Annotated in this window: 16 protein-coding genes; 11 read left to right on the top strand and 5 right to left on the bottom strand. The window is 55.3% G+C overall.

Annotated features, from left to right (window positions below):
- Positions 1 to 62 precede the first annotated feature (62 nt).
- Both ACR0A1_RS14010 and ACR0A1_RS14005 read left to right on the top strand, forming a co-directional pair.
- Positions 63 to 1,802, top strand: coding sequence for a type I secretion system permease/ATPase (locus ACR0A1_RS14010; RefSeq protein WP_170394562.1), 1,740 nt, complete (start codon positions 63 to 65; stop codon positions 1,800 to 1,802).
- A complete protein-coding gene (locus ACR0A1_RS14005) occupies positions 1,802 to 3,109 on the top strand; it encodes an HlyD family type I secretion periplasmic adaptor subunit (RefSeq protein ID WP_170561493.1) in 1,308 nt (435 codons plus the stop codon). Before ACR0A1_RS14010 ends, ACR0A1_RS14005 begins: the two co-directional genes overlap by 1 nt.
- 20 nt (positions 3,110 to 3,129) lie before the next feature.
- Here ACR0A1_RS14005 and ACR0A1_RS14000 read toward each other — a convergent pair whose 3' ends face one another.
- Positions 3,130 to 5,043, bottom strand: coding sequence for a M10 family metallopeptidase C-terminal domain-containing protein (locus tag ACR0A1_RS14000; RefSeq protein ID WP_480868023.1), 1,914 nt, complete (start codon positions 5,041 to 5,043; stop codon positions 3,130 to 3,132).
- Positions 5,044 to 5,392: 349 nt separating this feature from the next.
- On the opposite strand from ACR0A1_RS14000, the gene ACR0A1_RS13995 reads away from it, so the two are divergent.
- The 5 genes from ACR0A1_RS13995 (at position 5,393) to ACR0A1_RS13975 (ending at position 14,091) form a co-directional block, all read left to right on the top strand.
- On the top strand, positions 5,393 to 9,247 hold the full coding sequence (locus ACR0A1_RS13995; RefSeq protein WP_480868020.1) for an Ig-like domain-containing protein: 3,855 nt from the start codon (positions 5,393 to 5,395) through the stop codon (positions 9,245 to 9,247).
- Positions 9,248 to 9,311: 64 nt separating this feature from the next.
- Positions 9,312 to 10,118: a SapC family protein gene (locus tag ACR0A1_RS13990; protein WP_480868018.1), complete on the top strand. Its 807-nt coding sequence runs from the start codon at positions 9,312 to 9,314 to the stop codon at positions 10,116 to 10,118.
- Between the two features lie 367 nt (positions 10,119 to 10,485).
- Positions 10,486 to 10,668, top strand: a complete 183-nt coding sequence (locus ACR0A1_RS13985) for a hypothetical protein (protein WP_480614396.1) — start codon at positions 10,486 to 10,488, stop codon at positions 10,666 to 10,668.
- Positions 10,665 to 12,797 (top strand): type I secretion system permease/ATPase, encoded by a 2,133-nt coding sequence (locus ACR0A1_RS13980; RefSeq protein ID WP_480868016.1) that lies wholly within the window; start codon positions 10,665 to 10,667, stop codon positions 12,795 to 12,797. Before ACR0A1_RS13985 ends, ACR0A1_RS13980 begins: the two co-directional genes overlap by 4 nt.
- Complete coding sequence (locus ACR0A1_RS13975) at positions 12,781 to 14,091, top strand: HlyD family type I secretion periplasmic adaptor subunit (protein ID WP_170625511.1); 1,311 nt, start codon at positions 12,781 to 12,783, stop codon at positions 14,089 to 14,091. The genes ACR0A1_RS13980 and ACR0A1_RS13975 overlap by 17 nt, the downstream gene beginning before the upstream one ends.
- 77 nt (positions 14,092 to 14,168) lie before the next feature.
- Here ACR0A1_RS13975 and ACR0A1_RS13970 read toward each other — a convergent pair whose 3' ends face one another.
- Genes ACR0A1_RS13970 through aspT form a run of 4 tightly spaced genes read right to left on the bottom strand, consistent with a single transcriptional unit; the run spans position 14,169 to position 20,148 of the window.
- Entirely contained in the window at positions 14,169 to 14,870 is a 702-nt protein-coding gene (locus ACR0A1_RS13970; RefSeq protein WP_480868014.1) for a response regulator transcription factor, read from the bottom strand.
- Positions 14,871 to 16,772, bottom strand: coding sequence for a PAS-domain containing protein (locus tag ACR0A1_RS13965; RefSeq protein WP_480614389.1), 1,902 nt, complete (start codon positions 16,770 to 16,772; stop codon positions 14,871 to 14,873).
- Between the two features lie 55 nt (positions 16,773 to 16,827).
- Entirely contained in the window at positions 16,828 to 18,444 is a 1,617-nt protein-coding gene (locus ACR0A1_RS13960; protein ID WP_480751169.1) for a bifunctional aspartate transaminase/aspartate 4-decarboxylase, read from the bottom strand.
- An 18-nt stretch (positions 18,445 to 18,462) separates the two neighbouring features.
- Positions 18,463 to 20,148, bottom strand: a complete 1,686-nt coding sequence (gene aspT, locus ACR0A1_RS13955) for an aspartate-alanine antiporter (RefSeq protein WP_170394528.1) — start codon at positions 20,146 to 20,148, stop codon at positions 18,463 to 18,465.
- A gap of 396 nt (positions 20,149 to 20,544) precedes the next feature.
- On the opposite strand from aspT, the gene ACR0A1_RS13950 reads away from it, so the two are divergent.
- Genes ACR0A1_RS13950 through ACR0A1_RS13935 form a run of 4 tightly spaced genes read left to right on the top strand, consistent with a single transcriptional unit; the run spans position 20,545 to position 24,461 of the window.
- Complete coding sequence (locus ACR0A1_RS13950) at positions 20,545 to 21,669, top strand: ABC transporter permease (protein WP_480868012.1); 1,125 nt, start codon at positions 20,545 to 20,547, stop codon at positions 21,667 to 21,669.
- A gap of 1 nt (position 21,670) precedes the next feature.
- Positions 21,671 to 22,486: an ABC transporter ATP-binding protein gene (locus ACR0A1_RS13945; RefSeq protein ID WP_170394521.1), complete on the top strand. Its 816-nt coding sequence runs from the start codon at positions 21,671 to 21,673 to the stop codon at positions 22,484 to 22,486.
- A 5-nt stretch (positions 22,487 to 22,491) separates the two neighbouring features.
- Positions 22,492 to 23,808, top strand: a complete 1,317-nt coding sequence (locus ACR0A1_RS13940; RefSeq protein WP_170394518.1) for an MlaD family protein — start codon at positions 22,492 to 22,494, stop codon at positions 23,806 to 23,808.
- On the top strand, positions 23,805 to 24,461 hold the full coding sequence (locus ACR0A1_RS13935) for an ABC-type transport auxiliary lipoprotein family protein (RefSeq protein ID WP_170596158.1): 657 nt from the start codon (positions 23,805 to 23,807) through the stop codon (positions 24,459 to 24,461). The genes ACR0A1_RS13940 and ACR0A1_RS13935 overlap by 4 nt, the downstream gene beginning before the upstream one ends.

The following is a 24,461-nucleotide window of genomic DNA, read 5'->3' as shown; positions in this document are numbered from 1 at the left end:
TCGGGTACAGGAAGATTGGCTGTTGACGAGTTCCAATTGTGAGCAATCAAGGGCCAAAACGCGTGAGCTTGAAAAACCGCAACACCCCGCCTCAGCGTCATGAGCTGCGAAAGGTTCGTAATCAGGGGAACAGTTTCCTGGCGCTTGCCTTCATTTTCAGCGTTTTTGTCAATCTGCTTATGCTGACCGGACCGCTGTTCATGCTGCAAGTGTATGATCGGGTCCTTGGGTCGCGCTCGGTCGAGACTTTATCAGCGCTTTTTTTGCTTGTCGCGTTGCTTTATGCGCTTATGGCGATGTTGGACTATGCGCGCGGCCGAATTGTGGCTCGGTTCGGAGCGCGATTTCAATCAGCACTCGATGAACGCGTGTTTGAAGGGACCATGCGACGCGCATTGTTCCCACAGGTTCGATCAGCACCTGCGACTGCATTGCGAGATCTGGAATCGATCCGTGCATTATGTGCCTCGCCCGTTTTGTTGGCGGTAATGGACATCCCTTGGACTCCAATCTTTGTGGCTGCAATTTTCCTGTTCCACCCGTTGCTAGGCTGGTTGGCCGTCGCAGGCGGAACGCTTCTGGTTGTTATCGCCCTACTAAACCAAGCGTTGACCCATCGCAAAGTGGCAGATGCTCAAATCGCCTCTGCCAAAGCAAATGCATTTTCTGAACACGCCAGACAAGCTGCCGAGGTCGTCAGATCTCAGGGTATGCAGGAAGATGTCTCAAAACGCTGGTTGAACCAACGCACCGAGGCGCTTTCTCAATCCATATCCGCAAGCGACTGGACCGGCAGCTTTACTTCGTTGACTAAGTCTCTGCGGCTGTTTTTGCAATCCGCCATGCTGGCGCTTGGCGCGTTGCTGGTTCTGCGCAACGAAATGACGCCCGGTGCTATGATTGCTGGCACGATCCTTCTAGGTCGCGCTTTGGCTCCGGTCGAAATGGCGGTGGGTCAATGGTCGATGATCGAACGCGCGCGCACGGCATGGATTAACCTGAACACATTTCTTGATTCAACGCCCCCCGAGGCGTCGCGCACCAAACTACCCGTTCCCAAAGCACATCTTGTCGCAAAGGGCCTGACGGTGATCCCTCCGGGCGCGAAGACACCGACACTACGGAATGCGGCACTTGAGTTGCGCCCCGGCACAGCTCTGGGTGTGATTGGTAAAAGTGGGTCTGGCAAAACGACCCTAGCCAAAGCGTTGTTGGGCCTTTGGCAACCGGCGGCAGGGGAAATCCGCTTGGCCGGCGCTACACTTGATCAATACGACCCTGATGATCTTGGGCAACATATTGGCTATTTGCCCCAGCAAGTGACCCTCTTTAACGGAACGGTTGCTGAAAACATCGCCCGGATGTCACAAACCCCTGATCCTGAAGCGGTAGTTGCCGCAGCGAAAACAGCCAATGCACATGAACTGATTCTGGGACTTGAGAAAGGATACGATACCTTCCTTGAGGGAAATGACAGCCAGCTTTCCGGTGGGCAGAAACAGCGGATTGCATTAGCGCGCGCTCTCTATGGTAATCCGGTATTGTTGATTCTGGATGAGCCAAACTCGGCCCTGGATGCAGACGGAACCCTCGCCCTGAACAACGCGGTCCGCGAGCTCAAGAGCGCGGGCAAATCCACGATCATCATGACGCACCGGCCTCAGGCGATCTCGGAATGCGACGATCTTGTCGTTGTCGAGAAGGGCCAAATCGTCAAATCCGGTGGGCGCGATGAAGTTTTGAACACGATGGTCCAAAACGCCAACGTTATCAAAAGGCACCTGAACAAGGTGGGTGAATAATGGCAGACAAGAGTTCACGTCCCGTTTGGAGTATTAAAGCGCCCGCTTTTGTCGGACTTTTGGCTCTGGCAGTTTTGATCCTGGGACTGGGATTATGGAGCGTCCGCACTGAGCTGGCCGGTGCTATTATCTCGCAAGGTGTGATCGAAGTTCAGAGCAATCGTCAGGTCATCGAACACCCCGATGGTGGCGTTGTAGGCGAGATATTCGTACGTGACGGTGATGCAGTGGCGCGTGGGGACATGATGCTGCGGCTTGACGATACGTTTTTGGCCTCGGAACAAACGATCGTGGAATCTCAGCTATTCGAGTTACTTGCCCGAAAGACCCGGCTAGAGGCTGAACGGGATGGTGCGAACGCAGATACGTTGAAGAAAAATCTGCAAGAGCTCAAAACCCGCGAATCGATCGACGACGATCTGTTGGAAGGCCAACAACGTCTGTTCAACGCCAGGTTGGAAACGCTGACCCAGCAGATCGACCAGCTTGGGAAACAGAAGATACAGATCCAGAACGAGATTGAGGGGACGCAGGCGCAATTGGCGTCACTGAATACTCAGGTCGAATTGATCAGAACGGAGCTCGAAGATCAGCAAGGTTTGCTTGATCGCGGCCTGACACAGGCCAGCCGCGTTTCTGCATTGCAGCGGGAAGAGGCAAATCTAACAGGGCAAATTGGCAGCCTCGAATCCACTGTTGCGCGACTGACAGGCCAGATCGCCACGACCGAGATTCAAATTGTTGAATTGCAGGCCACGCGGCGCGAAGAAGCCATCACCGAGCTTCGGGATGTGCAGTCTCGCGTTGTAGAACTGGCAGAACGTCGTCTTTCCCTTTCCGAGCGTTTGTCGCGTCTAGACATCCGTGCACCCGTCGCTGGCACAGTTTACGACAGTCAGGTTTTTGCCATCCAGTCTGTGATCCAGCCGGGTGAGCCGATGATGTATGTAGTGCCACAGGATACGCCCTTGTTGGTCGCAGCACGGGTGGATGCGTTGCATGTGGATCAGTTACATCGCGGGCAGGAAGTCGCTCTGCGCTTTCCCGCATTCAATCAACGCGACACGCCCGAGCTGAATGGCCGTGTGATCAATGTCTCAGCAGATTCATTCACAGATGAGACGAGCGGCTTTACCTTCTACCGTGCTGAAGTAGTGCCTGACGAAGGACAACTGGACCGTTTGAATGGCCAGGAACTGTTGCCGGGTATGCCTGTCGAAGCCATGATCAAAACTGATGAACGCACTCCGCTTTCTTACCTGGTCAAACCATTGGCAGATTACTTCTACCGCGCGTTTCGAGAATAGCACCGGTCACGCAGTCTCATTCAAACTGCCTCGATATTGCCAAGCAGTATTGAGGTCATGTCGACCGACAGATCACTATCAACAATTGTGACCTCTGCTCCGGTTTCGTAGGTGACGTTGCTGCGTGAAATTCCGGATAGATCCGCATTTGCATCCAGAAAAACCCACTCAGCGTTGTGCGCAGAAGGCTGGCCAACCGCAACCTGAAGAATTGCCAGTGCATCCAACGCGTTTACCGATCCATCCCGGGTGATATCGGCCGCGATGTAATTTTCGGCCGTTGCCGGACCCCATGTCGGATCAAGTCCAACCGACATGCGCAAAACCTGCAATGAGTCCAGCGCTGTTATCTCGCTGCTTGCCGTTGAATACGATTTGATGATGTCCAATTGGCCGGAAAACGCGCCGTCTGGTAGATCCAGATCAAATTCACCTTGTGCATTTGCCTGCGCAACAACTGCAGACCCACCGTCTGGGGTGAACCGGATTTCAGCATTTCCCAACGCTGCGTTTGGAGTTGTCGAATTCAGCGTGAACCCACCAGCTACCCCATCTGATGAGTTGTTATCCGGCCCGCTACCCAGATTGACAGGAATATGATCAGGACCACCAAACCCTGCGCCGAATACCTGCTCAGTTGTCAGGGACGTGCCATTAGCTGAAACAAGTTCTATCGTTTCGTCGCGATAAGCGATTTGGGCGCCTCGAGCGGTGGAAGTGAAATCCAACTGCGCTGGGGTGCGCAGAAAAGGATAATCGGTCAGATCCAAACGATCGGTGCCGGCCTGAAAGTCCGTGATCACAGTCGGGCCACTTGTTTGACGGATCACAAAGATGTCCGCGCCAGCACCACCCGTCATGGTCGTGGAACTGGTGCCCGTAATCAGCATATCGTCCCCTGCTCCGCCGTCCAGAATAGTGTCCAGTATGCCGCCTTTTAGCATGTCGTCCTGCGCGGTTCCGGTTACTGTTCCGAATCCTTCGGCAACAATTCCAAGGTCGGCGATCGATATACTCAGCTGAGTGAGCCCTGCATCGTGTTGAGATGATACAAATATCTGCAGTTCATCCCCCATATGCGCAACGCTGATCGTTTGAACATTTTGCAATCCACTGTCCAGGGTATCAGCAAAACTATCCATATGGATGAGCTGCCCGTCCGGCGTCATTGTAAACAGCGTGATCCCATCATCCCCGCCCCCAGCCACCACGAAAACCCGACCATCAACCTCAAGGACTGAAAGATCCTGTACGGCCCCAAACCGGGTATGCAGGGTGTCCAGAATATGATCCGTCGGCTTTAACTGCCCGCTGGCGTCCAATTCCATAACGCTTAGCGAATTGCTTTGCGATCCGGCCACAACAATCCATGACTTTCCATAGGCTTGAATTGTCTCAACCGCCGTAGGAGAACTGATGCCCAGCGTTTGGATATCGTCATTACCGGCAACCTCAGAGAGCACGCCACTGCCTTGATCGATCGAATATGACGAGATTGTTCCACTGGTTGCATCTGCGCCGACAATGAAATGATTCGACCCCGATTGCAGGGTCTGAAGCGTACTGGCAGACGCGTTGATGCTATGCGCCGGGCTCAGCGATCCATCACCATTGATACTATAGGTGCCGATCTGGCCTGTGTCCTCATGCGCAAGCGCAAGCAAGTCGCCAGCCCCAATCGTCACCTGAACCGCTGCAGCGATATCCCCGCCGCCCGTTAAGGCATCGGTTTCTTGCAAGGCACCGATAGTGCCATCCGCGTTTAGTTCATAACCCACAAGCCCTGTGGCAGTATCGACGTCGAGGACCAGTTGATCATTGCCCGCCAGATGAATCGGGGTTCCGCTGTGCCCGACCTGATGGGCAATCGAGGCATCGAAATATTGTTGGTCCTGTTCTTGTGGGCCAGCCCCCTCCACAAGGTGCCAAGACACGAGCCCTCCCCCGGGTCCGCTCGTGCTGTAAAGATACGTTTCCCCGTTAAACGTTTTTAAAGCCGTATCGCCGATACCTGAATCGAGCGCTGCGGTCCCCGTTGCCACCACTCTTTCGAACTGAAGCATCATCGCCCGTTACCCCCTGCCACCCCTGGCAACACATACAGGATGAAACGATGTTCGGTTCTGAACCAGAACAGAAATGTGGTGAAAACAAGGACTTCAGTTCCAGATTAACTCAAATTTTTCGCAGCGGTCGAATGGCTCAGAAGATCAAACCACGGACCAGATCGGCCGAAAACAGCATATCACGCAACGACCAGCGTCCATCTAATGAGAGGGCAAAATGACCAAAGATACCGTTTCGACCAATAAATCGACCACGGACGCCGGGCCCGATGCGCAACGTACGCGCCATATCCGCAAATGGTTCGACAAAAAACTTCAGCGATGGGTAGGACGCGGGGTTGCTGGCGGCCTTGGCTCGACACTATTAGCATTACCAGCTCTTGCGCAGGCCACCGATGAACAGCTTGCGTCTCATCAGTTTGCTGAGTCAATTCCGGGCGTTCGGGTGGCAAAGCTGCTTTCGAATGGCGACGTGCAGCTGAAACTGACAGATGGGCGGACGATTGTTGTCTCTGCCGAGAACGTACAGATTCTGGAAAACGGCACCATAATGGTTGCAGATGAAGTCGTCGGCGAAATTGCACAATTAGGTCTAGCCGCAGAGGCCGCAGGTGCGACCGCAGCGACCGCAGGTGGCGTAAGCGGTGCCGGGCTGGCCTTGGGCGGGCTGGGAATAGCCGGTGCTGCAGCTGCCGGTGGCGGAGGCGGCGGCGGTGGAGACAGCGACGATGAAACTGATGCCGAACCCACCGTTACCCCCTCACCTCCTCGACCGCCCAGCCTGAACCTGGCTGAGCTGCAATCAAACGCATTGAGCAATCTCAGCAGCCAAACAACAGCGCCGGATGGAACAACGACTGTCGAAGTTACCATCGGATCGGTGACAAAATCAGTCACTCCTGCAGGCGACGGAAGCTGGAGCGTTTCACTGACGCAGGCCGAGGCAGCGGCCCTGCCTCAGGGGATCTCGGATGTTTCCGTGCGCCATCTGGATGGTAGCGGGATGGAGCTATCGGCTGAAACCGCAAGGTTCGACGTTGATACCATTCCGCCGGTCCTGACCATCGATACATTCTCGGCGGGTGCGGTAATGAATGCTGCAGAACAAGGTACAAATCTCGAAATCTCTGGCACAACGGATGCCGAGAATGGGCAGACCGTAACGGTAGCGATTGGTGGGCAATCCTATACTGGCACCGTTTCGGGCGGCGGCTGGAGCGTTTCGGTGCCCGCTTCAGATCTTACCACGCTGCCAGACGGGTCAAGCGTCACGGTGACGGCTGATGTATCGGATCGCGCTGGGAACCCAGCAGCTCAGGCCAATGGAAGTTTTGACACTGATCTGACCGCGCCTGATCTGACACTAAACCCAGTGGGTGGCGGTTCAATAGATCTGGCCGATGTAGTTGGGGATCTTGTCTTGTCGGGCACGACCACAGCTGAAAACGGCCAGGTGGTCAATGTATCTTTCGACGGTCAGGATTACACGGGTTCTGTATCGGGCGGCAGTTGGTCAGTGACGATCCCGAATGCCGATTTGTCTGGTTTGGCAACCGGTGTGCCCGCATCCGTTTCAGTTGCCGTCAGCGACACAGCAGGCAATTCGGCAACACCGATATCGGTATCCGTTCCGGTCGATCTCACGGGCCCATCAATTGCAATCACTCCCTTGTCGGTCGGGGCTATCCTGAATGCGGCCGAAACCGGATCTGACCTGGTCGTAAGCGGGACAACAGGGAACGTAACCGACGGGCAGCAGGTAACAGTGACCCTTGATGGGCAGACTTATACCGACTCGGTCTCGGGCGGCAGTTGGAGTGTGACAATCCCCAGCGCCGATCTCATAGCGCTTGCCGATGGTGGAGACTTCAATATCACGGGCGACGTGACGGACGCCGACGGCCTTGTCGCCCCGCAAGCCAGCGTCAACTTATCCAAAGATGTCACCGCCCCAACTCTGAGTATCGACAGTTTTTCGGACGGAGCGGTTTTGAATGCTGCGGAACGTGGTACGGACTTGACCATTACGGGCACTACATCCGCCGAAGATGGTCAGAAAATCACCGTAAATCTGAACGGCCAATCCTACACTGGACAGGCCTCAACCGGGGGGTGGTCGGTAAGTGTCCCCTCGGCGGATTTGGCGGCGCTGCCCGATGGGGCTACGATCAGCGTGACAGCGGATGTATCGGATGCCGCCGGTAATCTGGCGATACAGGCGACCAACAGCTTCTACACGGACTTCTCCGCCCCGTCGCTCGCCATATCATCACTGTCGGATGGAGCGGTAGTCAACCTGACCGAACAAGCAACGGATCTGGTGGTCTCAGGAACTTCTGATGCGGCCAATGGTACGCAAGTTTCGGTACAGATCGTCCAGTCCGGAGGTGCGGCTCTGACCGGCGGAATCGCCATAGTAAACGGTGGCATCTGGACATTCACAGCTGCGGCTGCAGACTTGAGCGGCCTGCAGGACGGGCAAACGTATGACGTGAACGCCTCAATCACGGATGCGGCTGGCAACACGAATGCGGCGACCACCAGCTTCGGCACCGACCTCAGCGCACCAACAATTGCATTGAACCCGCTTTCGGTTGGTTCCGTTCTGGATATCGTTGAACAGGGAACGGATCTCAGCGTGTCGGGGACAACAAATGCCGAGGACGGGCAGACTGTCACTGTAAGCCTGAATGGTCAGACCTACGGCGCGGTGGTTTCGGGTGGCTTGTGGAGCACAAGCATTCCTTCGGCGGATTTGACCGGCTTGGCAGATGGCGGCAGTTTTGCGGTCACGGCCTCGGTTCAAGACGCCGCAGGAAACCCCGCAACCGATGCGACAACCATGTTGGCTACGGATTTCAAGCCTATCCTCTATATCGATGATCTGGGTTCCAACAATGCCGTCTCGCTGAGCGATGCACAAAACACTGGAATGACCGTATCAGGCAGTTCCGCAGGCCTGTCTGCCGGACAAGCGGTCGATGTCACGCTTAACTCGGTCTCGCTTGGTTCGGCCACAGTTGCAGCCGATGGGAGCTGGACCCTGTCCGCGCCTGCTGCAAGCTTTGCCTCGATTGAAGCGGGAGACGCCCTCGATTTCGCGGCACAGGCGACAGTCGCAGGCGGCCCCGATCCTGATCCGGTGTCCGAACAGGCAATTGCTCATGTTCCGACGGCCTACACCATCGTTGAAGCTGGTCGCAGCGGAACGACAGTGACGTTCGAGGTCTACGCAGATTCCGATCGCGATATCTCAAGCGGTCTGGCCTTTACCGCCGAGCTGGGGTTCGATCCTTCGGTGGCGACCTACGATAGCGGCTCCGAGACAGAAAACCCTGACTTCAATCTCTTTCTGGCTAACCCGAATGGAGGTTCCGCAATCAGTTTCGCGGGCGCGGCCACGAGCTATGGGGATTTATCGCAGCCTGTGGTGACATTTACTATGACAGTTCAGGACGCGAACCAACCCATCGTCTTGACGTTGACCACTCCAGACGGAGGGCCATCACAGCTCCATCTCGGCACCAGTGGGAATGATACCATTACGGGCTCGGATGTTGATGATGTCATCCGCGGCAACCAGGGCGACGACACCATAGATGTGTCCGGGGCGGGTCGAGACGTCATCGTTTTCGAAGCTGACCCATCTTCAAATGGCATTGATACGATCAATGGGTTCACACTGGGCCCAGCAGCCAGCGTTTCTGACGCCTTGATGTTCCAGGGGTTGAATACCACATCGCTTCGCGGCGACGGGACCGGTGTGGAGACCTTGGTGGCCGGCGGCACAATTGGTGCCAACACCGGGTTCGTCGGGCTGGAGACCACGCTTTCGGACCTTGATCTGGATACAATCACTAGCGCAGCCGAAAACCTGAATGGTGCTCAATCAGGTGATGAGATGTATCTGCTGGCAACGGACGGCACTGACAGCATTCTGGTGAAGGTTGACTACTCTGGCCCAGATTCGGCGTCGGTCGAAGCGCTTGCACAGTTCGATGGCCTTTCCGATCTGAGCAGTTTGTCCGACGACAACATCCTGATCACTGACCCAACTGGCGCTTCAGCCTAAACGGCGCTCGTAGCTTGGGGCGATGCACAAATGTAGCCTCGCCTCTTCAGAACAAGAGGATCACATGGCAGAGAACGGCCTTTTCCCAGTCAGCCTTGTACGGCACAGGAATCGATTCTGGCGCCGGTTCACATCATACCAATTTGTTGCAGAGATGGACGCCTGTCCCATCGTCATCTCAGAAGTTCCGCAAATTGCTACATCTTTTCCGATTGTGTTCCTGTCAAACCAAACAGGTTTTTCTCCCGTCGCACTATTCTCAGTCATCCCGGAAATGGCACCGCCCTTCGTCGACCAAAACGGTCGCTGGCTTGCGCCTTATGTGCCCTCAGCGTTGCGTTGCTTTCCATTCCACGCAGAAGCTATGAAAAAGGGCGACTCTCGGTCACGTCTGTTTGTCGACGAGGATTCAGGGTTGGTAACACATGACCCGAAGGACCAACCATTTTTTACAGTGGACGGACTTTTGACGCAGGATCTCTGCCGTGTGCGCCGCTTTCTGCAAAATCGCCTGGCCTCGGCAAACAAAACTGACCAAGTCTGCTCTTTGATCGCTGAAATGGGTCTGCTTGTACCACTGGGCGAACAGAATGGCATCACTTTGACCGAGGGTTACTGGGGCGTTGATCCAATTCTGCTGGAACGATTGCCCGAGTCTAATAAATTGGCCCTGCTTTCCAGCGGCGCGCTACGGTTGATTCACGCTCATCAAGTATCCCTGTCGCATTGCGTTTGGCTGTCCAGTGCACAGAGCCAATCAGGCACGAGGAGTTCAGAACAAAACGACACCTTTGGCGGATTCATGACTGCACTTGCTGAAGAAGTTCGGCACGGACAATGCAAGGAGGGCGCGATCCATGCAACGGGTTAAGTTCGGGCTTGGAATCCTTGGCATAACAGCGGGGTTGCTGTCAGTTTCAGCCTGCACCTCAACGCCCAACCTAGCCGATGTCGAGACATCTTTAACGCGAGGAACGACCGGAGCAAGCGCAACAGCACGATCAAAACAACTTTCAAAGAACGCTTTTAACCAACAAGTGCGACAGGCTGTTCAGAGCAGTTCGATTGTGGCACGAAGTGGGTCCAAAACAAGGACAATCCAAGCTTACCAGAATGCCGCTGGCGGTGCATTTTTGGCTCAGGCCTTATTGGGGTTGATAGCTCGGCCCGTACAGACGAACTCCAATAGTAGTGAAGTGCCGTCTTGCTTGCGGGTATCAAACGGTCATGAATCTAGAATGGGTGTATTGACCGCGAAATCCCGAGTGTCGGGTAAGAAACGCAACTACATGCAGCTACAGGAACGGCTGATTCTGGCAGAACAGAACTTCGCTTTGGCCAATTACGCCTCATTGAGCCTAACTGAGAACATTCTGGATTTTCCGGGGTTCACGATGGACACGCTGGATAAGTCGCTATGAATGTTGATCGTGCAACTCTGACCGAACTGGAAGCTTGCTTGTTGAATGTCGCGGCGACACTTGAGCGACCGTTGACAGTGGCAGCACTGAACGCCTGCCAATCTGGTGATACAGGTGAGTTGACCGTGCGCGATGCGATGCACGCGGCACAACAAGCAGGCCTGCAGGTCGGGTTTGGTGCGCGAAAGCTGTCGGCATTTGATACAACGCTGGCACCTGCGATCTTGTTGTTGGAAGGCGATCGCGCCGTTGTGTACCACGGGCGCACGCGCAATGGCGATCTATTGCTTTACGACCCCGCTTTGGATGACGTTATCGGAGAGGTTCCCGAAAGCGGCGTGGGCGAAGTCTACACGGGCTATGCATTGTTGTTTCGACCCTTGCACCGCGACGAGGTTAACGCAGATCAAGCGGATCAGCGGGGTCATTGGTTCTGGTCGGCACTTTCCGCAAACCGCTGGTCTTACGTTCAGGTGGCGCTGGCTGCGGCGATGGCAAACGTTCTGGGGCTTACGACCTCAGTCTTTATCATGATCGTCTACGACCGGGTTTTGCCCAACGAGGCGACCGAGTCGCTGATAGCTTTGACGCTTGGCGTGGGGTTGGCGCTTCTTTTTGACTTCGCGCTGAAGCTCCTTCGCGCGGGGTTCATAGATCGCGCCGGCCAGAATGCTGACATGTCCATGGGACGGCGAGTATTTGACCAGGTGCTGAATATTCGCATGTCGTCCCGAACGGGCTCAACGGGTGCAATGGCCAGTACCATCCGCGAATTCGAAACTTTGCGTGAATTCTTCACTTCTGCCACACTCGTCGCTGTCGTAGACTTGCCATTCATCGCGGTATTCATATTCGCGATCTATATGGTGGGCGGCCCGCTGGCGCTTGTTCCAGCACTCGCTGTACCAGTCGTTCTTCTCAGCGGACTGGCTGTTCAACCGATCCTGTCGCGTCTTGCTGAACAAAGTTTTGCAGACGGACAATCCAAGCAATCTGTTCTGGTTGAGGCTGTATCAGGCTTGGAAACCATCAAGACAACCGCCGCCAGTCGGCAGATGCGAATGCGGTGGGAAGGTGCAATTGCACGCCAGTCAAACTACGGATCACGCAGCAGGGCCGTTACTCAATTTGCCCTGAACCTAACTGGATTTACTCAGCAGGCCGCGCAAGTTCTTATCGTCTTTTATGGTGTATTTCTGATCACGGATGGCCAGACGAGCATGGGGGCACTTGTTGCGTCGGTGATGCTGACCGGCCGTGCCCTGGCACCGCTGGGACAATTGGCGCAAACCCTGACACGTGTCAATCAGGCACGCAGTGCCTACCGCAATCTGGACACGTTAATGCAGGCGAGCAATGAGCGGCCTGAAGGCAAATCTTGGATCAGCAGATCCGAGTTTTCCGGGCGGATAACGTTTAACAATGTTCATTTCGCATATCCTGATCAAACGGAAGACGCGATGAAAGGTGTTTCATTTACAATCGAACCCGGTGAAAAAGTCGCTGTCCTGGGCCAGATTGGGTCGGGCAAGAGTACGATTGCGCGACTGCTGTTGGGCCTCTACCAACCGCGCGTGGGCTCGGTGATGTTGGACGGGCTGGACATTCGCCAGATTGATCCCGGAGACTTGCGGCGAAATATTGGTTCAGTCTTGCAAGACATCTGGCTGTTTTCCGGTACCGTCCGGGAAAACATTGCCAGCGGGTCGGTGCGCCCGCGTGATGATGAACTGATCCGTGCAGGGCGCATTGCAGGTGTCGAAGATTTTATCGCGCGGCACCCACGGGGCTATGATCAGCCTGTAGCCGAACGAGGAGAAGGATTGTCAGGTGGTCAAAGGCAGGCGATTGCATTGGCCCGGGCGCTTATCGGGCATCCTCCTGTTCTGCTGCTGGATGAGCCTACGAGCGCGATGGACGTCAAATCCGAATCCGAAATTATACGCCGCCTTAAAAAGACCACGCCAGATACCACGATGATCATCGTGACGCACCGAACCAGCCTGCTGGAACTGGTTGATCGGGTCATAGTGATTGAGGATGGCAAAATTGCGATGGACGGACCCAAAAACATCCTGACGCAGACAGTTCGCAAACACGGGAGGCATCTGAATGTCGCGGCATCCTGATCTGGAAAGCCTCGCCCGTGAAATGCGTGGAGGGTCACCGCTGCGGGGATCATTGCTGCTGCTCCTGATACTCAGTTGTTTGATAAGCGCCGTCGCCTGGGCTCATTTAACTGAACTCGACGATGTCGTGAGGGCAGATGGGCGTATCGTGCCATCCGGCGATATTCAGGTGATCGAAGCGACCGAACCCGGTGTTTTGCGGTCCGTTCACGTGCGCGAGGGTCTGGTGGTTGAGGCTGGTACATTGCTGATGGAGCTGAATACTACTCAGATCGAACGAGAGTTGAGCCAAGAGCAACAGCGTGCCTTTGGTTTGATGGCCCGCGCACAACGACTACGTGCCGAAATCGATGGGGCTGAGCTTGAGTTCGACGACGATCTTCTGACTGGCGCGCCAGATGTCGTGCGGTCGGAGACTGCGCTGTACCACGGTCGGCAAGCAGAACTTGAAGCTGAGATTGCAATTCTCTCTCGACAGCGCGAACAGCGGCAACGCGAGTACGAAGAGGGATTGGTTGACCAGGTCACGTCAACCGAGACCCTGAATGTGTTGGCCGATGAGCGCGCTATGATGGTGCCATTGGTCGAACAGAAGATGGAACCGGCAACAACCCTTTTGGCCCTGCGCCGTAGCGAGGCGGAATGGAAAGGCCGCAAGGTCAGAGCAGAGGCGATGATCAACCGGTTGAAGGCCGGGCTGGATGAAGTGGATGACAAGGTCCGCGCGACGCGTAGTCGGTTTCGTAGTGCCGCACTAACTGATCTGGCTTTGGTTTCGGCAGAGCTTGCCGCCTTGCAACCTGCCCTACCCTCTTTGCGTGACCGTGCGTCTCGCGCGCTGATCCGGGCCCCCGTACGGGGTGTCGTAAACCGGATTCACCGGACGACGATCGGCGGGATGGCCCGAAGCGGTGAGGAACTGATTGAGATTGTTCCGTTGGACGACCGATTGTTGGTGGAAGCCTATGTTCGACCCAAGGACATCGCCTTCCTGCACCCAGAGCAAAAGGTCAAAATCAAGATCACGGCCTACGATTTTTCGCGGTACGGCAGTCTGGATGGTGAGATCGTTCGAATCGGTGCCGACACCATCACTCGCTCGGAACGAAGTGAAGAAGAGGTTTTCGTCGTCGAAATTCAGACTTCAGACACGATGTTGGATGCGGGTGGTACAGCGGTTGAAATCATCCCAGGAATGATCGCTCAAGTCGATATTCTGTCAGGCCAAAAGTCAGTTCTTGATTATCTGATCCAACCTGTTCTGAAGATAAAAGACGAGGCGCTGCGCGATTGAAGAGAACGACAGATGGGCAGCAGATAGCAAAGCGCCAGCCGATAGACATCTTAGGCGTCCGGGGGGGGGACCGACGACTAAGACCAGGTCACGTCACCAAGAAAGATATATCCCGCACCATATATCGTTTTAATAAGGCGCGGGTTTTTGGGATCTTCGCCCAGCTTCGTTCGCAAGCGGGAAATCCGAACATCCATAGCGCGGTCAAAGCTGTCACCTGCCCCGCCACCCAACATGTCCTGCATGCGCGCGCGGCTGATCAGGCGTTTGGGACTTTCAAGAAACAATCGCAGAACCTCACCTTCGGCGTGGCTGAAAGGTGTCTCGACGCCATCGGCATTGATCAAGACATATCGGTCAAACTGTGCGGTCCAACCATTGAATTCGGCTATATCTGAATTCGGCGTTGCTGGTCCGGTAGAACGCAGCCGGGCGCGGACCCGAGCAATTACTTCGGCGGGATCAAATGGTTTGGTGATGTAATCATCTGCGCCAAGCTCCAATCCCGTTACCCGGTCCTGTACCTGAGCACGGCCTGAAATGATGATGACGGCAACACCTTGCTCAAGCGCAAGTTTGTGCACAAGTGCAAGTCCATCAGTATCCGGCAATGATAAATCCACCAAACACAGATCTGGAGTGACCCTTTTCAGCGAAGCTTCAAATTCACGGGCACGTGAAAAGCTTTGAGTTTGAAACCCGGCATCTTCCAGCGCTTCCGTTAGGATACGGCGGATTTCAGGTTCGTCATCGAGAATGGTCACCAAAGGTTGTGTCATTCAGGCGGCCTCGGTTCGGATCAACGCCGACAATTGCGACGATGTGAATGGTTTGCTTAGGACAGGTGCACGGGTCAATGCCTGATGATGTAGCGGGTCATTTAGCGGCAGCGACGTCATCAGTATACAGGGCAACGCACCATTCAGGCGGTCGACAATGTCGATCCCAGTGCCTTCGCCCTCCAGCTTAATATCCGATAGAACCAGCGCGATATCACCGATTTCCGACGTCAAGGTCAAAGCTTCATCGACCGAGCTTGCCTCGATCACCGAACACCCCAAATCGACCAGCATATCCCGGAACTGACTGCGCAGGTCATCGCTGTCTTCAACCAACAATACGAGACCCGCTTGCGCGGACGGGGCAGGACGGTAGGGCAAACGTATCACGACCGAAGCACCAGAAGGCGTGTTGCGCAAATTAAGGTCACCGCCCGCCAGCTTTACCGTGTCGTAGACCATTGGAAGTCCCAACCCCGAGCCATCGCTGCCTTTGGTGGAAAAGAATGGGTTTAACGCCTTCTTTAATGCTTCCCCGGTAAACCCCGGGCCGGTGTCCGACACCGTGATCTCAACCCATATTGTCCCGATTGCATGCGCAGTGATCGTGATCTGGCCCGATGTGCCGCAAGCATCCCGCGCATTCAGAACCAGGTTCAGCAGTGCATCCTGAACCATGCCGGGATCTAGCATCAGCGCCTTGTCGGGTAGAGTATTGACCACCGACAACCCCATGCCCCGCGGCAAGGACGGGGTGGCAAGGATTCGCAAATCTTCAAGTAAACCGCGCATATCCGTCGCCTGAGGTTGAGGCGTGCGATTGCCGGTCATGTCTGCGATGCGATTCAGCAATTGCCCCCCGCGTCGGGCAGTTTGTTGCGTAGCCGTGACTAGCTGATCGGCTTCCTCGGGCAGATTCATCCTCTCTAATCGCGCCTGCATGCCCAGAATGATGGTCAGCAAATTAGAAAAGTCATGGGCAAGCCCGCTTGTCATCTGCGCCGCCATGGCTCTGCGCCGCGTTTGCTGAAGGGCGACACGGGCTTGAGTTTCTTCGGTGATATCCACCGACATGACATAAACACCACCCGCTTTATCCGGGGTGAATGATACCCGAATGCGGCGTGAATCCTGATCTTCGGTAAACTCGAAAACCGAAGGTTGGCCTCCATAGGCCTGTTCCAGATGTGGCTTTACCCGGTCATAGGCAGATGACCCCAAAGCCTTTGATATATGAAGGCCCAGAATGTCAGACGGACGGCCGGGCATGACCGAACTGAGGCGGCGGTTTGAGTAATCGTATCGTCCATCGGCATCCAGATGCGCGATATGAGCCGGCATCATCTCGGTCGTCATCCGCGTGCGGGCCTCGATCTCGGTCAGTTGACGCTTGGCTTCTTCCAGCGCGGTGATGGTTGCGGCCAGTTTGCGGTTGGTTGCGGAAAGCTCTTCGGCATGGCTCAGAAGTTGGCCAGACAGTTCTTCTGAACGGGCACGCAGCAAATCTTCTACCCGCTTCGTGCGAGTAATGTCGGTATAGACGGCCACCCAACCCCCATTGGGCAAAGGTGCACCTTCGACCGAGATCACCTGACCATTGGGCCGGGTCCGCTCCATATAGTGCGGCTCGAACGCGAGGGCCTGCGAAACGCGTAGCTCGACCATCTCGTCAACATCGCCGACCGAACCGTATTCCCCGCGGCTAGCGAGAAAATATATGGTGTCGCGAAACAGAGCCCCCGGCTCGACAAGTTCGTTTGGCAGGTCGAACATTTCCTGAAACCGCAGGTTGCTGACCACGAGACGCAATTGGCTGTCATAAATTGACAGCGCCTGACCGATCAGGTTCAGGCCAGCCGTGGTCATCGCCTTGATGCGCTGTTCGGAAATGTCCAAATTCATCCTCCCCTGCGCCCATGGGTATCACCAGTTCAGGCGCAGGTGTAGGGAGATTTACCTATCCGTGCAGCGGCAAATTGTTCGCGGCACGGTAGGCTTGAACATAGCCGCGTGCCACTGATCGAACGGCTGTCCCGATCTGAGAATACGCCTCGTCCGGCAGGTTCGCAAAGGACACGCGAGCCGACCAGCCCGGAGCATCAAATCCGCTGCCGTTCAGCAGAACGATCCCATAGTCTTCCGCCAATTTGAACGCAATATCCAATGGGTGAACATTCTGCTTGATCCAAGCCACGACATCTTCACCGACATATTTTCGCAACCAATATTCGAAATCGATGATGCCGTAATAGGCGTCGTAATGCTCACCTGCCTGCACCTCGACGCCCATCGCTTCGGTCAGCAGTTTGAAACGGCGATGAACCAGCTCCATGCAGGCGGTCTGATAGATTTTCTTGCTGTCGACCAATTCACTGAGTGAAAACAGCGTCATCATCACCTGCTGCGGCAGCGACAGGCCTGCTGTGTGGTTCAGGGCCACATCGCGGCTATCGGCCACAAGCCGGTCGATAAAGCGAATGTCACGTGGTGTCAGGCTAAGCGTGCCATAGCGCCTGTCCAGGGCCTGTTTGATCTCATCCGGATGATCCGCCAGCTTGAGATCGAAGATGTTGTCTTGCGCCACGGCAATCACGCCGAGACGCCAGCCGGTGCAGCCAAAATACTTCGAGTAGGAATACACACCGATTGTGTTGCGCGGCAGATGGCCCATGACCGAGGTAAAATCGTGCACAAAGGTGCCGTAAACATCATCCGTTAGCACGATCAGATCAGGCCGGTGATTCTCCACCAAATCCGCTAGTTTGCGAAGTGACGCGGTACTGAGCGCGACCGAAGACGGATTGCCGGGATTGACTAGGAAGAACGCTTTTACATTGGGATCTTTCAACTTTTCCACTGCTTGGTCGGTCAGTTGAAAACCATCCTCTTCATCGGTTTCCACATGCACGGATTCAAGGCTGTAATCCTCCAACTCAGGCATTTCCAAGTAAGGCGTGAAGATCGGAGTGCACAGAGCTATCGTGTCACCCGGGTTCAGCAATCGGTTGGCTTTGAGCGTCTTGAAGATGTAGCACATCGCCGCCGTGCCGCCTTCGACTGCGAACAGATCGAACTGAGCGTCAGGCCGGTGGCCCCGACACATGGACCACATCAGGTATTCATGGGCAATGGTGGCATTGTGTTTCAGGATGCGGTCAGGCACCGGATAGTTATCACCGATGATCGAATCCGTCAGTTCATGCACAAACTCGTCCGCATCGAAATCAAATGCGGATATGGCATGCGCCACGAGCTCAAGCAGCGTATCGACGCCCGGCGTTTCGGAATTATCAGACGCCCAGCTTTGCAGCCGCCCATGGCAACCTTTTTGCGCCGGCATTCCGCCTAAACCAGCGGGGTGATCCATCACACGTTTGGATTCAGTTATGGCAAATTGACCAAGGGCAAAGAACGCTTCACGCGGACGGGTGGCAACCCAGTTAGGATTGCCACGCCCCGCATTCAGGAAAGCGCTATTGGCCTTACGCGCCTCGGCCGAGGCCAGTTTGATCAGCTCATCCTTGATCTGAAACGGGCTGAGTGCTTCGTAATCGTGCAGCGTTACTCTATCCATAACGTGAACCTCTCCAAATCAGCTTAGGATCAAAACAACGACCATCCCGAAGATGGTCAATAATGTATTTCCAATCGCATACGGCATTCCGTAGCCAAGCGCCGGGATGCGACTTTGCGCGGCTTCCTGGATCATACCCAACGCCGCTGTCGTGGTGCGCGCACCTGCGCAGGCACCAAACAGAATGGCCGGGTGGAATTTGAACACGTAATGCCCGACGTAAACTGCAAAGATCATTGGTAGCGAAGTCGCGACGATTCCCCATAGCAGCAGCGCAATACCGGCCTGTTGCAGTCCCGCGACAAATCCCGGCCCTGCGGTGATCCCTATCACCGCGATAAACACGTTCAGACCCAGAGTGTTCATCAACCAAAGCGCCGGACCCGGGATGCGCCCAAAGGTCGGGTGCACCGTACGCAGCCAGCCCAGCACCAGCCCAGCCAGCAGCGCGCCTCCGGTGGTGGAAAGGCTGATCGGGAAACCACCCATCATGACTGACAGTGTTCCAATGATGCCACCGATGAATATCCCCCAGCCTACAAAGGCCAGATCTGTAGTGTCTACCGGGCGATCGGCATAGCCAATCTGGGCAACGGCGGCCTCGACATGCCGCTTGCTGCCCTGAATTGTGACGATGTCACCACGATGCACGACGGTCCCGGGTAGCAGCGGCAAATCCTGCATGTTTCGCATCAGTTTCGAGACATAAATGCCCCGCGCAATCGACAGTTTGCTTAGCTCTTCAAGCGTCTTGTTATGAACCTCTTTGCTGGTGATCAGCACATCCAGTTTTTCCGACGGTATGCTCAGCAGATCAGGCGCGTCAGCTTCTGTAAGATTGGTCTCAAGCAAACCCACCAGATCAGCGCGGCGGCCTGAGAACATCACAACATCTCCGGCCTGCAATACGGTGTTATCATCTACCTCTATGATCTTCCCGTCACGTCTCAGGCGTTCGGCATAGATGCGGATACCGGGCATCAGATCTTTGACCGGTTGCCCCAGCAGATCGCTACCTTCTGGGATCTCAAAGGCCCGCGCCTCGATCGCGCGATATGCCGAGACGATGCCATCACCGGTTTCAACCGACGTCGTGCCACCCAGCTTAGCTTCATATTCCTTGCAGGCCGCGACCAGATCGACGCCGATCAGGCGCGGGCCGATCTTGGCCAGAATGATGGCCGATCCGATTGTGCCGTAAATGTAGGTCACCGCGTAGGCGATCGGAATCTGGTTGGCATAGGTCTTGGCCTGTTCCGCCGACAGGCCCAGCTGACCGATCTGGTCAGTGGCAACCCCAATCGCCGCTGAAATCGTCTGCGATCCGGCATAAAGCCCCGCGGCATAGCCAAGTTCCAGACCAGCGACCTTAGCTGCGATGATCGGGATTACAAGGCAAAGTGCGAGCACGCTGAGAGCAAAGAACACCTCGCGCGCGCCGTCTGCTTTCAGGCCGCGGATGAACTGAGGTCCGACACCGTAGCCCACAGCAAAGATGAACAAGATGAAGAAAGTCGATTTGACCGCCGAGTCGATTTCAATCTGGGCCTGACCGATCACCACCGCCGCCAACAACGTTGCCGTGACCGTGCCCAGACTGAATCCCATCAGTTTCCAGGGACCAACGAGAAAGCCGATACCGATGGACAGAAACACCGCCAGTTCAGGGTAATTTTGAAGAATATGCACCAGCCAATCGACCATCAATCACCTCTCAATCCGCGCCTGACAGGCATTTGAGGCAAAAGCCGGAGACAAGGTGAAGAAGCGCCCAATTGGCCCACTTGCTGCCCGACCAAGCCGCCTGTTCGAACACACAACCGCAACAGGAAAACTTCGGCCTCACGATACCTTACAAAGGACATTTGTCTATAATTATCTGAATATTAATAGTTCTGCTTGTCCGCCCTCATTCAGAACACCCCGACTGAGCCTGCGCCACAATGCAAACACGCGAAACGCATGGCTCGCCCGCTCTGCCTGCTCCAGAACCGGAACCATGGGCTTCACTGTCGCTCTACCGCAATGCGCGGGTGCAAAATCCTGAGGGGTTCGAACAAATCCATTGCAGCGACCCGGTGTTTGCCATCACATACCGCTATGACACGGCCGACGATTATTTCCGAGACCAGCGCAACCGGCGTTTGTATCCGCCTTGCCGGAGATCTGCGCACTCAATCGTTGGATCGTGTCGAAGCGGGTTTTGCTGCCCAAAAGCCCAACGGCCAAGATGTCATTGTGGACATGTCGCAGGTGGAATCGCTGGATACCGGAGGGGCCTGGCTAGTCGCCAATTTGGTGCAGCGGATGGGAAGCGAGGGCGTTCAGGTCCAGCTCGAAGGGTTGGCCCCTGCGCATTCGTCATTGATCGAAACAGTATCGCACAACATATCCGAGGTTACAGGAGAAGAACTGCCGCCGCATGGCTTTGTGAATTGGGTTGCCCGGATTGGGCAAAAAACTTTTGGCGCCTGGCAGGACACATTATCAATCATCGGCTTTCTTGGCCTTACTCTGCATCGATTGGTCCGGACTCTGATCATGCCATGGCGACTGCGTCGTGCTGCCTTGGTGTCACAGATGGAGCAAGTCGGCTTCAAGGCGCTGCCGATTGTGTCCTTGATGGGTTTCCTGATCGGCGTCGTTCTGGCCTTTCAGGGCGCGACGCAGTTGAAACAGTTCGGGGCTGAGATCTTTGTTGTCGAATTGATCTCCATCTCGATCCTGCGTGAGCTTGGTATCCTGCTGACAGCGATCATCGTCGCTGGTCGCTCCGGTTCGGCTTTTACGGCTTCGATTGGCTCGATGAAGGTGCAGGAAGAGATTGATGCGATGCGCACCCTGGGGTTGGATCCGATTGAAGTTCTGGTCATTCCCCGTGTTCTGGCGCTGTTGATCATGTTGCCCATTCTTGGCTTTGTTGCCGATATGGCTGGCCTGATCGGCGGAGCGTTGATGAGTTGGATCGACCTCGGTGTCAGCCCCGGCATGTTCCTGACCCGGTTGAAGGAAAATACCGGCGTCGCACAGCTTGCCGTCGGGATGATCAAGGCACCGTTCTTTGCACTGGTGATCGGTGTCATTGCCTGCTGGCAGGCTATGCAGGTCAAAGGTTCATCCGAAAGCGTTGGTCAGCGGACGACGGCCTCGGTCGTGCAATCGATCTTTATGGTCATCGCCATCGACGCCCTGTTTTCGATCTTCTTCTCAGAGTTGGGGATCTGACATGGATGGAGCCGCGCTTCAGGACAAGCCCCAATCCGACACGAAACGCGAGGCCGTTATTCGTGTGCGCAATTTAACCAACCAGTTCGGCGAGCAAGTGGTCCACGACAACCTCAACCTCGATGTCTGGCGCGGTGAAGTGCTGGGTGTTGTCGGTGGATCGGGCACTGGGAAGTCCGTGCTTTTGCGTACGATCGTCGGGCTGAACAAGCCCAAGTCGGGAAGTATTGAGGTTCTTGGCGTCGATGTTCTTAATGGCCCCGAAGAAGAACGTCAGCGGATCGAAAGAAGCTGGGGCGTGGCATTTCAGGACGGTGCGCTGTTTTCCTCACTGACTGTATTGCAGAACGTGATGGCGCCTCTGCGCGAGCACACGGGTATCAGTGAAAAATTGATGGCCGCACTAGGTGGGCTGAAGATCAGTCTCGTTGGCTTGCCTCAACTAAGTTGCAGCAAGTTCCCCTCGGAACTGTCCGGTGGAATGCGCAAACGCGCTGCGTTGGCCCGCGCCCTGTCGCTGGACCCCGAAATCGTTTTTCTGGACGAACCAACTGCCGGGTTGGACCCGATCGGGGCCGCCGCATATGATGAACTGATCGGGGAACTTCAGCACACGTTGGGGCTGACCGTGTTCATGGTAACGCATGATCTGGACAGCCTTTATGCCATATGTGATCGCGTCGCGGTACTTGCGGAAAAACGCGTGCTGGTTGAAGGTCCGATAGAAGAGATGACCAAGGTCGACCATCCTTGGGTTCAGGAATATTTCACAGGCCCCCGCGCCCGTGCGGCACAACAGAAGGGGCAGGACAGGTAGAGGCGATGGAGACCCGAGCGAATTACATCCTGATCGGTGCGTTCACCCTGGCGGGCATCCTTGGTGCCTTCGGGTTCTTTCTGTGGCTCGCCAAATTCGAAGTGACCCGGCAATACGCCTATTATGATGTGTTGTTCGACAATGTCTCGGGCCTGTCGGCTGCAGGTGGCGTAAATTACAACGGCTTGCCCGTGGGTCAGGTGGTTTCCTTGGACTTGGACAAAGATGACCCGTCAAAGGTGCGAGTGCGGCTTGAGGTTGATGCCGACATCCCTGTTACCAAAGAAACCATCGCACAGTTGCAATCTCTGGGTGTGACAGGGGTTGCTTATGTTGAGCTTTCCGGCGGGTCCCCAACCGCAGAAAGGCTGGCCCAGAATAGTGTCATCCCAAGCAAGCGCAGTTCGATTCAATCCTTGCTTGAGGGTGCGCCAGAGGTTCTGGAAAAGGCGGTCACCCTGTTGGAGAACCTCAATTCGGTTGTTGATGACAAAAACCGAAAGGCGGTGTCGGATATCCTGAACAATCTGGCAGAAGCGTCGGGCAAGCTGGATAAAACTCTGACGGATTTCCAGTCGCTCTCGTCCGATTTGGGCGGTGCGGCCAAAGACGTTGGAGAATTTACCAAGAGACTGGATACGTTGGCGAATACGGCCGAGACGACGTTGAGCACAGGAACGGACACGCTGAAGAGCATCAAAGAGACCTCAGAATCCGCCAAAACAACGCTAGAGACTGCAAATAACGCCATTGCCAGTGCTGAAAGCGTGATTCAGGAAGATATCCGGCCCTTTATCGAACGCGGGTCAATCCTGGCCGAAAGGCTGACTCGGCTGTCAGATGAAGGCAGCGTTACGCTTGAAGTAATCAGCGAGACTGTTCTGAATGCAAACACCACCCTTGAGTCGGTTACATCGACTATGGATTCAGCCAAAGGGGCGCTCGATTCAGCAGAGAGGGCGTTTGACTCGGCAAACCGGGTGATGGACGAGGATATCTCACCTGTCGCTGAAGATGTGAGTAAGGCGGCTAATCAGGTTGCGGAAACCGTCTCGAATATCACCGAAAAGATTGACAAGATTTCCGACGATGTTCTCAGCGCCTCCCAATCGGCGTCGGATCTGCTGGGAACCATCGACGGGATCGTTCAGGACAACCGCCGTCAGGTTTCGGACTTCTTGCGCGTTGGGTTGCCTCAGTTCATCCGGTTCATCGAGGAATCACAGCGTCTGGTCATCAGTCTGGATAGATTGGTCGACAAGGTCGAACGCGACCCGGCCCGCTTTTTGTTAGGCACCCAAGCATCGGAGTTTCGTCAATGATACGGCCCTTAATATTGACTCTGGTTTTGGCCGCTTTGACGGGCTGCACGGGCTTGGGCACGCTGCGGCAGGCTTCTAAGCCCAATGACTTGTATTTGCTGACACCCAAAAGCACGTTCTCGTCATCGCTGCCGCGAATCCAAAAACAGATCGTTGTCGAAGAGCCCACAGCGACGGCGGCCGTGAACACCGATCAGATCGCCGTGCAGCCCACCTTGCTTCAGGTACAGTATCTGCCGCGGGCCCGATGGGTGGATCGCGCGCCGTTAATTGTGCAGGCGCTGATGGTCGAAAGCTACGAAAATTCGGGCAAGGTCGCGGCGGTAGGACGTTCGACCGTAGGCCTGAGAGCGGACTATGTGATCGCGCCTGATCTGCGCGAATTTCAGGGCATCGTCATCAGCGAAACCGAAGATACGAAGACGGTCCGCGTAGAAGTGCGCATCAATATTAAGATTATCGATGAGTATGAGGACAAGATCATCGCTTCAAGCTCATTCCAGGAAGCAGTGCTGGCGACCAGCGATAAAACACCCGAACTGGTTGAGGCCTTTGATATCGCCTTGGGCAAGACAATGCGGGATGCCGTGGAATGGAGCATCCGCAAAATCCATACGCATACGCTCAATAACCCGCGATCAACACCTAGCTAG

Source organism: Ruegeria sp. D6 (genome assembly GCF_056534365.1).
The sequence above is the reverse complement of the archived record's forward strand: the minus strand, read 5'-3'. Positions and strand labels throughout refer to the sequence as shown.

What these genes read in the sequence shown, in the direction of transcription:
- ACR0A1_RS14005 (WP_170561493.1), top strand. Translation starts at nt 1,802, where the DNA reads ATGGCAGACAAGAGTTCACGTCCCGTTTGGAGTATTAAAGCGCCCGCT.
- ACR0A1_RS13995 (WP_480868020.1), top strand. Translation starts at nt 5,393, where the DNA reads ATGACCAAAGATACCGTTTCGACCAATAAATCGACCACGGACGCCGGG.
- ACR0A1_RS13990 (WP_480868018.1), top strand. Translation starts at nt 9,312, where the DNA reads ATGGCAGAGAACGGCCTTTTCCCAGTCAGCCTTGTACGGCACAGGAAT.
- ACR0A1_RS13985 (WP_480614396.1), top strand. Translation starts at nt 10,486, where the DNA reads ATGGGTGTATTGACCGCGAAATCCCGAGTGTCGGGTAAGAAACGCAAC.
- ACR0A1_RS13980 (WP_480868016.1), top strand. Translation starts at nt 10,665, where the DNA reads ATGAATGTTGATCGTGCAACTCTGACCGAACTGGAAGCTTGCTTGTTG.
- ACR0A1_RS13975 (WP_170625511.1), top strand. Translation starts at nt 12,781, where the DNA reads ATGTCGCGGCATCCTGATCTGGAAAGCCTCGCCCGTGAAATGCGTGGA.
- ACR0A1_RS13970 (WP_480868014.1), bottom strand. Translation starts at nt 14,870, where the DNA reads ATGACACAACCTTTGGTGACCATTCTCGATGACGAACCTGAAATCCGC.
- ACR0A1_RS13965 (WP_480614389.1), bottom strand. Translation starts at nt 16,772, where the DNA reads ATGAATTTGGACATTTCCGAACAGCGCATCAAGGCGATGACCACGGCT.
- ACR0A1_RS13960 (WP_480751169.1), bottom strand. Translation starts at nt 18,444, where the DNA reads ATGGATAGAGTAACGCTGCACGATTACGAAGCACTCAGCCCGTTTCAG.
- aspT (WP_170394528.1), bottom strand. Translation starts at nt 20,148, where the DNA reads ATGGTCGATTGGCTGGTGCATATTCTTCAAAATTACCCTGAACTGGCG.
- ACR0A1_RS13950 (WP_480868012.1), top strand. Translation starts at nt 20,545, where the DNA reads ATGACACGGCCGACGATTATTTCCGAGACCAGCGCAACCGGCGTTTGT.
- ACR0A1_RS13945 (WP_170394521.1), top strand. Translation starts at nt 21,671, where the DNA reads ATGGATGGAGCCGCGCTTCAGGACAAGCCCCAATCCGACACGAAACGC.
- ACR0A1_RS13940 (WP_170394518.1), top strand. Translation starts at nt 22,492, where the DNA reads ATGGAGACCCGAGCGAATTACATCCTGATCGGTGCGTTCACCCTGGCG.
- ACR0A1_RS13935 (WP_170596158.1), top strand. Translation starts at nt 23,805, where the DNA reads ATGATACGGCCCTTAATATTGACTCTGGTTTTGGCCGCTTTGACGGGC.